The organism is Pseudomonas sp. NPDC089428 (assembly GCF_044749325.1).
Lineage (GTDB): Bacteria > Pseudomonadota > Gammaproteobacteria > Pseudomonadales > Pseudomonadaceae > Aquipseudomonas.
Genome location: NZ_JBIVHT010000018.1, coordinates 41,266 through 53,807, shown reverse-complemented (window position 1 = coordinate 53,807; position 12,542 = coordinate 41,266). Strand labels below are relative to the sequence as shown.

At 53.3% G+C, this 12,542-nt stretch carries 12 protein-coding genes and 1 pseudogene; 5 read left to right on the top strand and 8 right to left on the bottom strand.

Annotation, left to right across the window (positions count from 1 at the left end; translation table 11 throughout):
• Together ACIPZ5_RS24010 and ACIPZ5_RS24005 are read right to left on the bottom strand one after the other, a co-directional pair.
• The gene (locus tag ACIPZ5_RS24010; RefSeq protein ID WP_400810978.1) at positions 1–648 is read right to left on the bottom strand and encodes a Tn7 transposase TnsA N-terminal domain-containing protein; all 648 of its coding nucleotides are present in this window, start codon (positions 646–648) and stop codon (positions 1–3) included.
• 41 nt (positions 649–689) lie between these two features.
• Positions 690–944, bottom strand: a complete 255-nt coding sequence (locus ACIPZ5_RS24005; protein ID WP_400810976.1) for a hypothetical protein — start codon at positions 942–944, stop codon at positions 690–692.
• A 549-nt stretch (positions 945–1,493) separates the two neighbouring features.
• On the opposite strand from ACIPZ5_RS24005, the gene ACIPZ5_RS24000 reads away from it, so the two are divergent.
• Positions 1,494–2,324: a hypothetical protein gene (locus ACIPZ5_RS24000; protein WP_400810974.1), complete on the top strand. Its 831-nt coding sequence runs from the start codon at positions 1,494–1,496 to the stop codon at positions 2,322–2,324.
• 62 nt (positions 2,325–2,386) lie between these two features.
• On the opposite strand, the gene ACIPZ5_RS23995 is transcribed toward ACIPZ5_RS24000, so the two are convergent.
• A complete protein-coding gene (locus ACIPZ5_RS23995; RefSeq protein WP_400810972.1) occupies positions 2,387–3,364 on the bottom strand; it encodes a DNA-binding protein in 978 nt (325 codons plus the stop codon).
• Positions 3,365–3,535: 171 nt separating this feature from the next.
• Between ACIPZ5_RS23995 and ACIPZ5_RS23990 the strand changes: the two genes are divergently transcribed.
• A complete protein-coding gene (locus ACIPZ5_RS23990) occupies positions 3,536–4,441 on the top strand; it encodes a site-specific integrase (RefSeq protein WP_400810970.1) in 906 nt (301 codons plus the stop codon).
• Positions 4,442–4,691: 250 nt separating this feature from the next.
• Positions 4,692–5,732: a hypothetical protein gene (locus tag ACIPZ5_RS23985; RefSeq protein WP_400810968.1), complete on the top strand. Its 1,041-nt coding sequence runs from the start codon at positions 4,692–4,694 to the stop codon at positions 5,730–5,732.
• A 180-nt stretch (positions 5,733–5,912) separates the two neighbouring features.
• Here the strand turns inward: ACIPZ5_RS23985 and ACIPZ5_RS23980 are convergent, their stop codons facing one another.
• Positions 5,913–8,003 carry a DUF262 domain-containing protein gene (locus tag ACIPZ5_RS23980; RefSeq protein ID WP_400810966.1) on the bottom strand — a complete coding sequence of 697 codons (2,091 nt, stop codon included), beginning with the start codon at positions 8,001–8,003 and terminating at the stop codon, positions 5,913–5,915.
• A 483-nt stretch (positions 8,004–8,486) separates the two neighbouring features.
• On the opposite strand from ACIPZ5_RS23980, the gene ACIPZ5_RS23975 reads away from it, so the two are divergent.
• Entirely contained in the window at positions 8,487–8,609 is a 123-nt protein-coding gene (locus tag ACIPZ5_RS23975) for a hypothetical protein (protein WP_400810964.1), read from the top strand.
• 153 nt (positions 8,610–8,762) lie between these two features.
• On the opposite strand, the gene ACIPZ5_RS23970 is transcribed toward ACIPZ5_RS23975, so the two are convergent.
• The 3 genes and pseudogenes from ACIPZ5_RS23970 to ACIPZ5_RS23960 all read right to left on the bottom strand — a co-directional run.
• On the bottom strand, positions 8,763–8,969 hold the full coding sequence (locus ACIPZ5_RS23970; protein WP_400810962.1) for a hypothetical protein: 207 nt from the start codon (positions 8,967–8,969) through the stop codon (positions 8,763–8,765).
• A gap of 11 nt (positions 8,970–8,980) precedes the next feature.
• Positions 8,981–9,190 (bottom strand): hypothetical protein, encoded by a 210-nt coding sequence (locus ACIPZ5_RS23965; RefSeq protein ID WP_400810960.1) that lies wholly within the window; start codon positions 9,188–9,190, stop codon positions 8,981–8,983.
• Between the two features lie 281 nt (positions 9,191–9,471).
• Positions 9,472–9,641 (bottom strand): annotated as a pseudogene (locus ACIPZ5_RS23960) (acetolactate synthase large subunit); the annotation flags it as partial.
• 1,083 nt (positions 9,642–10,724) lie between these two features.
• On the opposite strand from ACIPZ5_RS23960, the gene ACIPZ5_RS23955 reads away from it, so the two are divergent.
• Complete coding sequence (locus ACIPZ5_RS23955; protein WP_400810958.1) at positions 10,725–11,231, top strand: Crp/Fnr family transcriptional regulator; 507 nt, start codon at positions 10,725–10,727, stop codon at positions 11,229–11,231.
• Positions 11,232–11,308: 77 nt separating this feature from the next.
• Here ACIPZ5_RS23955 and ACIPZ5_RS23950 read toward each other — a convergent pair whose 3' ends face one another.
• Positions 11,309–12,526, bottom strand: coding sequence for a DUF3422 domain-containing protein (locus ACIPZ5_RS23950; RefSeq protein WP_400810956.1), 1,218 nt, complete (start codon positions 12,524–12,526; stop codon positions 11,309–11,311).
• Between the last annotated feature and the right edge of the window lie 16 nt (positions 12,527–12,542).

The window sequence follows — 12,542 nt, the reverse complement described above, 5'->3', positions numbered from 1 at the left end:
TCACCATACCCAGCTCAATAAGTTTAGCGGCCGGTGCAGATGGCAATGCAACCGTTGATGAAATAGCGCGCAAGTTAGGTCAGCTTGCGAAACGCCGTGCTTTAGCAGGAAAGCGATGGAGGCGCATTTTTTTGGTTGCTCCTGAAGCAGGCGAAGCATATACGGTACACGAGCGAGATTGCCGTCGTAGCCCAGGTGATAGAGCATCCGAAGGTTGTGGATCTGCACAGGATGATCGAACTGACACTGTTCAACGCATTCGAATCGCAAGTCGTTTTGACTGAACAATTGCTCGAGTAGGGCCCGCCGTATCTGCCAATTTCTATTGCGGGCACCTGCATCGCTTTTCACTTCGTACACAACCTGGTTGCCGTCCACCAAAGTCGCCAGAAAGTCGGGGGTGTAACGGGTTTTCGATTTGCTAAAGCGAATGGTGAAGGGTTGCGATTGATAGGCAGCGACGGCTGGCTGGTATTCCAAGTGAATACAGAAATCAGCCTCCAGCAAGGTTTCGCAGCCAACCGAGATTCTGTTCTTGCGAGAGGCAACAAAAGTCACCAGCTTACGGGACCTTCCAAATCTCAGCGGCCTGGGCAACACAAGTGTATAGCCTGGATGTGGCGCATTCAGTTCATATGGCGTAACCATAAGCTGAACTCCTGGAGCGTAGGCAATAATGGAGGTTCTCATTACTTACCAGCGAGGCGATGACGTTCACGGTTCAAAATGGCGTGGACGAACTCGTCGGCATTATCAAAGCGAAAACGCCTGTTCAGCGCCTCCAACTGGCGGCGTTGCGCCGCCCGCTTCGCTTCGAGGGCGGCGAATACTCGAAAACCCCAAAACAACGCATTTTGCGAAGCCGGAATTGCCGCAGCCCCTATTATGCAACCTGATTGCGGATCGAATATCACCACTTGCAGATTACCCAGCATGAGGTGCATGGCTTCAGAAGTCGGGTGATTGCTCCCCGTGCGTCTGCAGCTGGGGTAATGCGGGGCATGCCCACGCTGGCTTAGTGGGACAAATTCTATGGGATTAAACCATGAAGCACCTTGCGTGAACACATGAGCGAGCCAAGCGAGGGTGTGAGTGCTTGCTTGCAGCCCCAAGGGCTCCAACGACTTTGAAGGCGTAAACCGGAGCTCGACGCCGGTACTAGATCGGATGGTTTGGCCGTTGTCGAGCCAGAGTCGGCAGTAACGAGGCTTCATAATCACACTCCACCTTTGCCATGCGTGCGTGAAGTACCGGACATGTTCGTATTATTGAACGGATTTCGTACCAGTACGACTCCGGGTAAGTAGTCCGACGACTGACTGCAAAGCTCTGAATGTACGGAAAATTCCTTGAGTATTATCTTTTGATGTTGTGATTTGACCGGTTCACTCCTGGCAGCTAAGCGCAAACCTGCTTCACTTTTTTGAGGTTCCTCTGCTGAATACGCCGCCATGAATCGTCAATCACTCGTCCGACCTATCAAAGGAGTGGTGTTGAGCCACTCGGTGCCAGCCTTGGCAGGTGTGGAGATGAGTAGCCGCGGGCTGGCACAGTTCGGAGATGCTGTCACGCAGCGATTTCATCCATATCTGTCATCGCGTGGCGCGTGCAACCAAAAATACACGGCACATTGGGAAGGCAGTCTGCCGCAAGAGCGCTTTTTGAAAGAGTGGCAGGCTGTGCTTCCGGCATTGCAGGACGTGGTCACAAACCCCTTGTGGGATGTTTTGGAAACGCTTTCGGACAAGCGCCGGCACACCGACGGTCAGGCGCTGAGCCTGCACCTGGGGTCCGGCTACGTGTTTCCTAATCCGGCGCCAGTGCTCATGCGGCGTCTGTGCGAGTGTCCCGATTGGCACAACCTCGGGTGCGTGATCGCCATAATGGGTTCGACAGACTGGCGGCTTCGCCCGCATCGGCGTTGGTGCAGCAACCATTTCCTTCTGTACTTGGCACTGGTCTGTAAGTGCGAGCCCTGTTGTTGCGCCCGTCAGCGATTGTACGAACTGCTGCATGCGCTGCTCGAACAGCACTCCTTTGAGCCTATTGTGGGCTGGCCCTCTGCGTTCGCAGGCTTCGAACAGCTGGGGGACGGATTGGATCAGGTTGCGGGCGTATTACAGGACCTTCATTGCTTCGAACGTTGGGACTTGTCTGGCTGTACGGCAGTGCACCTTCTGCTGTCGCGGGCTCAGCCTACGTCATCGCCATCGTCCTGGTCGCAACTGGCGAAAGAAGTGGTGCCGTCGAAGCTGCTTAGGCGGGTCGCAGAGGCGCTCAAGCGCCACCAGCGGGATCGGTACCGGCTCGATGCGGGCGTCTAACCAAGCTTAAGCCGGCATCGCTTGCGATTATCGGCCAGTAGCGGCTGGTCGTTGTAGGAGCCTCACCCTTCCAGTGGTTTCGCTGCAGGGGGCTCGCTGAGGAGTTCTTGCAGTTCGCTAACCCGCTGTTTTTGGGCGCGTAGCTCCCGATGGACGTGGCGATCTTTGAGGATATGGCGTTTCACCCGTTCGCGAAGGCTGGCATTCGCCGCCGACAACGTGTTGAGGCGCTCTTGGGCCAGACGCAGTGCAGCGTCAGTGTCCTGGTGCAGTTGACGGAGATGCGCTTGATCCTGGTCACGGCGGTGCGCTTGTTGCCGTTCGGCGCGCAATTCGCCGACCAGTCGCTCATTGTCCCGGGACAAGCTGCTCAGCTCTTCCAACTTGTGCTGCAGGTCCAATCGGACTTCACGCAGCTCGTGCTGCAGTTGCTGCATCTGGGTGTCATGCCGCTGGAGCTCTTCTTGGCGTTGGGTCAGGTGTTGTTGGCGGTAATGGGCGAGGGCTTCACGCGCTTGGCGCAATTTGTCCTCCAACGTGTGCACCCGCAGGGCGCGCTCCTCCAGTAATTGCTGCCAGTCGTGGTCGACCTGTATCAAGCGCCGACGCTCGCCTTCGGCTTCGCGCAGGTGAGCTTGCAGCGTTCGCTCATGGGCGCGCAGCGCCTCCAGTTCACGGAGCAGGGTGGCGTGGGCCTGCTGCAATTGGTCGAGCTGCGCCTGTTGCTGGAGGCGTTGCTGCTCCTGGGCGATGCGTTCTAGGGCGAGCTGGCGACGGTCCTCGGCGACATGCTCGGCGGCCAGCGCATTAAGGCGGGCGCTGAGGTCCGCGACATAGCCCTGCAGTTCCTCATCCGGGGTTGGCGGGCGCTGCGCCCGTTCGCCGGCACTGAGTTCCTTCAGGTAGCGCTGAATGGTGCTTTTGGAGCCGGTATTGCCGAGCTGGACGCGCACCGCATCGATGCTCGGATGCACGCCGCGGGCGAGCAGGGCTTCGCGAGCGATTCTGACCACAGCCAGGTTGATGCCACCGCGCGCCATGGCGGCTCTCCTACGATTTCGTACTGGTTTACGGAGTATGCGATTACAGCTGTAACGGTGCCCGAAACGCGACAGGCATCCGGACGGAATGGCGTTCGAGAATGCAGATTTCTCGAACCTGATAGGCGTTTTGCGGGATTGAGCGCGTGAGCGCGGTACACGGGAGATCAGGTGAGCGACGCGGAGCGGTATCAGCAGGCGGCACGCCGGGCCAGCACCGCGCGCCGCTACGCCCAGGCCATCGAGCACTTCGAAGGGGAGTGGGGCGGGCTGCTGCCGGCGTCGAGCGTCAGCGTGGTGCGCTACCTGGCGGCCTTCGGTGCACGGCTGTCGGCCAGCACGTTGCGCACGCACCTCGCGGCACTCGCCCAGTGGCATCAGCAGCGCGGCTTTGTCGACCCGACCAAGGCGGCCCAGGTGCGCGACACCCTGCGCGGCATCCAGGCGCTGCACCCGCAGCCGGTGAAACAGGCACCGGCGTTGCAGCTCAAGGTGCTGGAAGCCAGCATTGAGGGCTTGAGCGCCGACGTGCACAGTGCACCACCCGCGCTTCGACTGCGTGCCGCCCGCGACCAGGCGCTGATCCTGCTCGGTTTCTGGCGTGCCTTTCGTGGCGACGAGCTTTGCCGGCTGCAGGCCGAGCACGTGCGGATCGAGGTGGGAGAAGGCATGCACGTGTTTCTGCCAAGCAGCAAGACCGACCGCGACAACCGCGGGCGCAATCTGACGATGCCGGCGCTGAAACGCCTATGTCCGGTCCAAGCCACCGAACAGTGGCTAACGCTCAGCGGTATCGAGCAAGGCCCACTGTTTCGTGGCATTGATCGCTGGGGGCATCTCAGCGAGCAGCCACTTAATGCCAACAGTGTGTCGCGTCTATTGCGCCGGGCGCTATTGCGCAGCGGGATTGAGGCCGAGGGCTATTCGGCGCATTCGCTGCGTCGTGGCTTCGCGACCTGGGCCAGCCGCAATCAGTGGAGCACCGAGGCATTGATGGCCTATGTCGGTTGGCGTGATGTGCAATCGGCCGCGCGCTACATTGAGCCCCACGCCCCGTTCGCTGAGTGGCTACTTTGAAGGGGCATGACGTAAGTATTTACTCATTATTTTCTCGAGCTCCAAATATTGAAAGCCAACTTCCTGTCATGAGTAAGTCGTTTCATTTCACGAGTTGTCAGGGTGCATCTGTCTCTTGATTATGGTAACATTTAATGAATAATCTTGGGGTGGGTGCGGTAGTTTGCGTTCGTATGTTGCGGGCATGCGATAACATGTCAGCGTTCAGAGTTTCACAAGTTTTTATAAGCTTTGATAATGTGGAGTAAATATGCTTGAAGAGGTTGTGATGAGGCGCGCTGCTGATGGAAGAATATACGCGGTTCATAAGAAAGAAGATTCTAAATTGAAAAAGTCGACCGTCGGCGCGATCGTTGCGTACATTGCCTGTTTATTGTTTCTCTATGGACTGCTGTCATTCGGTCGGCCAGAGTTGATTGAGATCGCCTTCTCCAATCCGGTAGCTTTGTTTTCCTTGGTGCTGGGTGCAGGTGTTGCGGTCGTGGTGTTCACAGTGCAGCTGAGCCTGTTGGGAAGCGCCACATTCCAAAAAGTGAGTTCCCCAGAGGGCAGAGTTAAGTTGGGCAACTCGCTGGGTAAACTATCGGCTTGGATCATCAAAGCCACCACTGGCATAAGCTTCGCCACAGTAGACGAAGTCCAAATAAATAAGGAGGTTCCAACGCAGCGCGATGAGGTTCGAGAGGAACATTTCAGCTACGGTGCAGCGGGCGCTGATACACCTTTCGAAAAATATGTTTCTAAAATTATTCGATCGCTTGCTGCACATGCAGAGGCTTCGGAAAACACTGCCTCGAAGTTGCTCGATAAAGGCGTCGCCTTTATGGCGGGAGGGATCGTATTTTATGTCTTGGCTATTGTTATTTGGCAGGTCTTTAAAAATATACTGAATCCCGATGAGCACATCATGTACGTCGGAATGGCGGCCTGTTCAATGACGTTCGTTGTCATTGAGTTCCTTGCTGCCTGGTTCTTTAAGCAATATCGTTATTATGTGGAGATTTCGCTCGCATGTCTTCGAGTTCGCTCTGTATATGACCGCTTTTTGCTGGGTTATTATGCTGTTCGGGAATTTGATTCGGAAGAGAAACTAGGTGCCTGTGAGAAAATGGTGGCAATGCTTGAGGAGGATGTGAAATGGCCCACTCCAAAAAGCGCTATTGAAACGGATTTCAATTACATGCTGGAGTCCATGAGTAGTGCGCACACTTCAATCGAAAAGCTTAAAGGGATTTTTCGACCGGCTCATGGGGTTGAAAAAGCTCCCGAAAAACCGTCAGTAGTAAAATAAACTGGCGAAAGGCAATGACGCCAGCGGGCCCCGAAATGGAGGCCCTCCTGGTTTTTAAATCCACTATGTAGTGGCCCGTTCTCGAGCAGAGATAGCTTCCGCGGTCGAGGCTTACAGCCACTGATCTGGCTTTCCGTAATTCGGGTCCACGGTCAAGTGGAGCGTCAATGACGCTCCATCTTAGAATTCAACTTGATCACACCTGTCTTCCACCCGCTCACTGGGCGCAGTAGGTAGCATCACTTTTTGATTGGTCACCGTCTCAATATTGGTATTTTCATTAACTAATACGAATTTCAATCCAAGCACGTCGGCCTTTTTTGCTGCATCCCCTAATTTTACGTTCCATCGGTGTTCCATAAAGTCAAGCAAGTAAATGCCTCGACGCAAAATCTCAACGCCGGTCCACTCAGCGCAGGCTGAAACCTGAATCTCCGACAGGCAACCGTACCGGTAGCCAACCTGATTCGTCTCCGAACCTTTTTTGTCATGGAACGACTTGTTGCTTAGCGAGGCGTTTTTTGCGTGCGAAACTGGCAGCAGATTGCCGATGGAGTTCTTCAGCGCGTTTCGCTCTTTGATGGAATAGACTTTGCCATTGATAGCTTCGTTCCAATAGCCGGCACTTATTTTCTGCGGGTAGATGTGCTCAATCGTCTTGTGATCTCGATTGAAATCTTCTCTGCCCCCATCCTCGGACCATTTTAAAAGCTGCCTGCTGGTCTTTGAGGCGAGGCGTAAATGTTGCTCGTATTCGTACATAAAGTAACGAAGCTGTCTCCAGTTGTAATAGCCGCTGTTTAAGTTTTTGCCAAGAGCTTTGATTGCGTCATGGAATTCTTTAGATTTGGCAAATTTGTCAGTGGGTTCAGAAAGTGCTTTTCTAACTTCGTTCAGTGACACTTTTTCGGAAAATACTTTTGCGGTGATGTCGGTTATGTCGATGTCGAAGTAGTAGGCCTTCAGTTTTGATAGAAAGCCGAATCTCTCGATGATTGTCAGTAGCTCTTCGCGTTCAGTGCATTTCGGGAATTTGTGAAGCACCGCTGTACATAGTTTGAAAATATCTCCACTGCCTAAGCGGTTGATTTGCGTTAGCCGCTCCTTTTCGACATCGCTCCACTCGCTGTCATCAGGATGTGCAGTCAGATAATACGTCTTTACGAGCTCTTTTATGCTCTGCGAGTACTCAAAAACCGTGCTTATATTCAAGGGGTGTTGCTTAGTGTAAGCTGCCGTCTCGTCATCAGTCGCCGGGATAAGCTCGATTTCGCTCAGCCTTTTTGGTGTAAAGAAGTCATCCAGCAGGTAGTCTTTGTAGTCGTCGCCATAATTGAAATAACGGCGAACACGGTAAGGTGTCGAAAATTTCTCCTGAAGGAGCTCACTGAAGTAGCACAAGAAGTGGGTTCTGAGAAAGTCATCATCTAGCTGGCTTTTGTTTATTTTTCCTAAATAATGATATATCGCTTTCCAGCTTTCGTTGATTGCTTTTCTGAGTTGAACGCTTTCAGATTGTTCAACATCGAATTTCGTCGATAAATATATAAGCCTGTTCTTCAGTAGCTCTAAATGAGAGAGTGGCTTGCCTCTGTTGTTCATGGTTTCGAATGTGACGAAAACATCCAGATCTTTCTCAATGTAAAATATGTTGAACTGGAGGTGCTGAGTGAGGGTGGTGAATACATACTCCAGGTCTTCTTTTGAAAGGTCTTTAATTTTCTCAAGGAAGAATTCTTTAGCGTTCTTAAGGTTTTTTGTGTATATCGTTTCTTCGATAGTGGAATGGTTTATTGAGGAGTCACCGAAGATGACTTGCTTGAGAAATTCATGACTGGGGTTGTCTTTTTCGTAGCCAAATATATAGGATCGAGATATGCCTTTGCCCTTTGGTTCGCAAATGTACTTCTTTTTAATGTCGGATTTTTCTGTGTAATTGATCAGTTCGGCGTCGTCGGTCGAGTCTAAAATGCATTGCAGTAGTATGATGGCCGTGGTTAGGCGTTGTTGTCCATCGACTACGTACATGGGGTTATAATGCTTGGATTCAATTATCCAGGTGTCATCTTCCCAGTTTTTGTAGTTTTCAGCGCTGACGGGTTCAAGCGTTAATACACCGGTATAGTGGCTCTTGTTGTCAGGCAGTTGTTCTATGTCGCTCCAGAAATCCTTGAGATGTTTGGATTCCCAAGAGTATCCCCTTTGGTAGTCAGGAATTCTGAAAATCACCTCGGAGAAGATTTTTGAAAGAGACTTTAGTTCTGATTGCATTGACTGATCCTTGTGTGTGCGGCGGGCGGTTCTGCACTGCAGATGGGCTCGATAACTAGGACTTTTAACTGATTGTTGATGGCTACTCAATATCAATTTTCGTTGAGGCCGCGCACACCGAGCTCGTCATTTGATGGAGAAAGTGCGTTGACTGTTAAAGTTGGGGATTCTTCGGCGTGCTACGTGGCGCCAGATCCCAGATCTGAATGCTGAACGGGATTGGCGATTTGTGCGGATCCCGCTCTTGAGCGCAGTACACAGGAGGTCAGGTGAGCGACGCCGAGCGGTATCAGCAGGCAGCACGCTGGGTGAGCACGAGCCGCCGCTACGCCCAAGCCATCGAGCACTTCGAAAGGGAGTGAGCTGGGCTGCTGCCGGCGTCCAGCGCCAGCGTGGTGCGCTGCTTGGCAGCCGACAGTGCACGGCTGTCGGCGAGCATGCTGCGGACGCACCTGCCGGCACTCGCCCAGTGGCGCCAGCAACATGGTTTCACTGACCCCGCGCAAGGCGGCGCAGGTGCGCGACACCCTGCGCGGCATTCAGGCACTGCACCCGCAGCCGCTTAACCACGCTCCGGAGGTGGCCTATTTGCCATGCTTGGATTAGACCTGATGCAGCTGTCTATCGAGCGTTGACCAGACTTAGAAGTGGCAGTCGCTGCAGCAGGTTTTTCGGATGCTAAGCTCCCACACCGCCGAGAAGGCCGGAGGGCAGTTGTACTGCCGAAGGTGCAGTATGACCTAGAGCCAGACTTCATCATCAGTGAGGCTCTCGAGCGCCGCATCCTAGGGCTTCAAGTTGGTATTCGTTTACTGCCTGAAACTGCGATTCGGCGATTCTTCGCAACCGCTCGACTTGTTCGGCAGGACTGCCGGAGGCCTGGGCTTCGTGGTATCGCCTCATCGCTTCCACGGCGTCGGTATACATTCGATGGTCAGGGTGAAGAACCGATGGTTTGTGCGTCATTCGCCTGCGCCTCAATGGATGGTCGATGGGTAATGCCCGGCGTTAACCAGCTGAAAATCAATTACCGCCTTGTAGAGTGAGTCAGCCAGCAGCCGAAGACGCTCCACTTCAGGCTCGGACACACCCGCATCCTCGGCTTCATGCAACTGGCGCAGTGCCTCAAGTGCTTGTCGCAACAGCGGCTCTCCAGCCTCTGCCATCCCAATTAGGGTACGTTTCACGGCAGCGTCCTCGATGACGTTACTCCAGAACAATACGCCCTGAGCCGAACGCTTTGCTAGGTTGGTATGAGTGACGCACAGTCACTAGAGCTTAACCCAACGCAACGTTGCTACCTACGATGTGTTCAATCCGCAGTTGATTGACTTCCCAGAATTCCCGGGCAACACCGCAGCAGGCGATCGAATCGTCCGCCAATCATCAACTTCCACTCAGGAGTGATCGTAATGAGGTCCTGGAGACACAAGCCTGCAATGGAGATATGCGTATCAGCGTCTGGGTTACCTTCGGACGGCAGTACGCGACGGATGTCGGCGACCAGGCGCTGCGGGTAGACCGGGAAGCTCGCCGCCTTCAGCGATCTGTGCTTCGTTCGCTTCACGGATCGCCATCAGGCGAGTGAGGTCCCACGGTGTCGTTCAGCGCTTCGCTGATCTGCCAGACGGTGTTGCTCTGAGCCGCAGCTTTTTGAGGATGATGCTGGCGGCATGACTGATGGCGGCACCAAAGCCCCAATACTGGAGTTTGAGTGAGGTCTTCTGACACTTGCACTGCTGCTTAAAAAACCACCTGTGAGATGTCTCGACTCTGCTGCCTCTTTGGAGCAGCCTGATCGCCATGAATGGCGGTATAGCCCAACGTATCCGGGGCTTGTAAACCTATTTTTTTCACTGTTAACCACTGTGGTTTACAGTGAAAAAAATAGGTTTACAAGGTGTCGCAAATAACCGTGGCGATCTCGGCACATCACGATGCTGGGCAATGTTGAGTTGCTAACGTGCGAGCAGTCGACGGCTCTCATGCCCCGGGTGAGCAGTGGAGACCTCGATCTGGCGTTGGTCTCACGTGACGACTCCAGGCGTGGTGCATTTCTCTTTCAGGAAACGATGGTTTGGGTAGGGTGGCCCAACTTGAGCTGTGGCGCAGAGATCCGCTGCCTGCCGCTGTTTATGATCCCGCCAGACGCCTGGCGTGGTGCCGTGCTGTTGAAGCGCTCAACACGCAGGGGGTGGTTTAAGGAGGTCTATGACAGCTCAAGCCGGTCAGATTGCTGCAGTTGAAAGCGGAATTGCCATATCGGCGCTGGCCATGTGCACAGCGCCTGAGCATCTGCAAATCTTGGGAACAGGATCTCGGCCCCTTAGAGCCAATGAATGCTGCGGTCTACCAAAACGAAGCGTCTCAGGGTGCTGAGGCAGTCGATAGTGTGCGAGACGTTCTGATAACACACCTTCGTGATCGCCATCTTTTATGATCACATTGACAAATGCCCGCTTCTGGCCGATTTCTGCCTATGCCCACCGTCAGCCAAGGGCCACGATGATCATCCTCTTGCTCACGCAAGGCGCCTCTGGTTAAGTTCCACCACCTTAGGGCCGATCTACCTCTCTGCGTTTTTGCTCCGTCGAATCCTCTTCCCAACGACAGATTCATGCTAGCTGCTACCTAAGTTGGCTGGGAGAAGTCCCACCCAAGGCTTGCTCGGGATCTACTACACTGAGAAGAAGGCAGCGTAGTTGAAAGAGGCAGGCGATCATGCAACAAGTTGACGCAAGTGAAATCTGGCGGGACTTGGGCTCTGCGTACTTTCGTGAGCTATCGACGTTCGGTGCCATGCAAGATGCTGTGTTACTTAAAATGCTCACAACAGGTCGAGTGCTGCAACTCAAGTCTGGAGAAGTGCTGTATTCAGTGGGTGAGAAAACCGCCTATTTTTACATAGTACTGCAGGGGAGCATTAATAATTTCATACCTGGTCAGGATGGCTCGATGGTTCTCTCGCGTCATCATGAGCCCGGTGATGATTTGGGATTCGTACATATGATAAGTTTGAATGACCGCACTGCAACTGCTATAGCAGAGCAGGATACGGTTATTCTAGAAATTAGCATTGAGCAGTTTTTTGAGCTTCATCAAACAGCACCTGAGGCTTTTGGTGTGCTGCTTCTTAATCTTGCTCGAGGAATGGCTCGTACTATTATTAGGATGGCCGACAAAATTGCTGAGCTGGATAAGCGTATTTATATAGCTGAGCGCAAATAATTTTACAGGACCTAATGAATGCAAAATTCCCCAGTGAAATAATTTCACCCGCGATAAGTGATTTCGCTTCCTAAGCGTCAATGCCGCTTAGCTTTACGTATTCTGAAAAAAATTAAAGCTAGAGATATCAACGCTAGAGGTGCCATAGACAGCATTGCCTCTCGGGCTGTTACATGTGCGCCGATCACGTTAAGCCCGTTATAGGCTAATTTGAATAAATTCAGTAGATAGTAAGTTATCGCAATGATCGAGAGGCCTTCAACGGCACGTTGAATTTTTACCTGAGCATCGGCTCTGGCATTCAATCCTCTCAGTATCTCTGCGTTCTGTTCCTCCATTTCTACCTGTACTCGAGCTTGGAGGAGGTCACCCAGGTTCGCTACGTTCTTGGCCATTTGCTCCAATCGCTGCTCTGTGGCCGCGCAGTAACGCACAGTTGGTTTGAAGCGTCGTTCGATGAATACCCCTACCCGCTGGCAATCACCGACGTGGGATTCTCTGAGCTCGCCCAAGCGTTCAAAGACCAGCTGGGCGTAGGCTTGAGTGGCTCCGAATCGATGGCGGGTAGTGACCGTCCGGCTGACCACTTGGCGGGACAAATGAGCTATTGCTTCTAGCAGCCCTTTTGAATCACCGGGATCGTTACGCGCGCTTCGCTCGGACAGGCTGACCAACATAGTGTCAAAACGGTCCAGCTCTTGACTCAGTTTTTTCGCTGTACCAAGGGAAAGCGAAGCCATCATCCGATATGTTTCAATCTCCAATAGGCGTCTGATCATGCGCCCTTGACGGTAGGCATTAAGGCGACGGTTGATGAACAGGAACCGGTTGATACCGTCTTCCGTCAGACGAAAATCGCTCCATACAGCTGCATCACCACCCCCCACGCAGGAACCACATGGATCTTTGAATCCATACTGACAGACGTCGAGGCCCTGGTCGCTGCGCACGACGATCTGTATAGCGTTTATGATTTGGCCGCAGTAGGGCGATATGGCTTCCGTCAACGCTGGCGGCATCTCTGGCCAATCCGGGTCATCGATGCTCCGGGATGCCACCAGCGTCAGCGTAAAAAACTCACTGTGCTGTTCCCACTTGAATGGATAACCGGCGAAGCTCGTGATGCCTTGAGCGGTCTCTGTGCTTTCTGTCGCAATGCCGCAGCGCTTCAGGACTTCTTTGCAGTCAGAACTGTCTCCGATAAGTGCGACATGAAAGACGTGCGCAGGCCCATTGAAGTAAAGGGAGGGGCGGGCATGGAGTTCGTTGTGTAAGGCAGAGCGTTGAGGATGCATAAGAAACCCAGCCTGA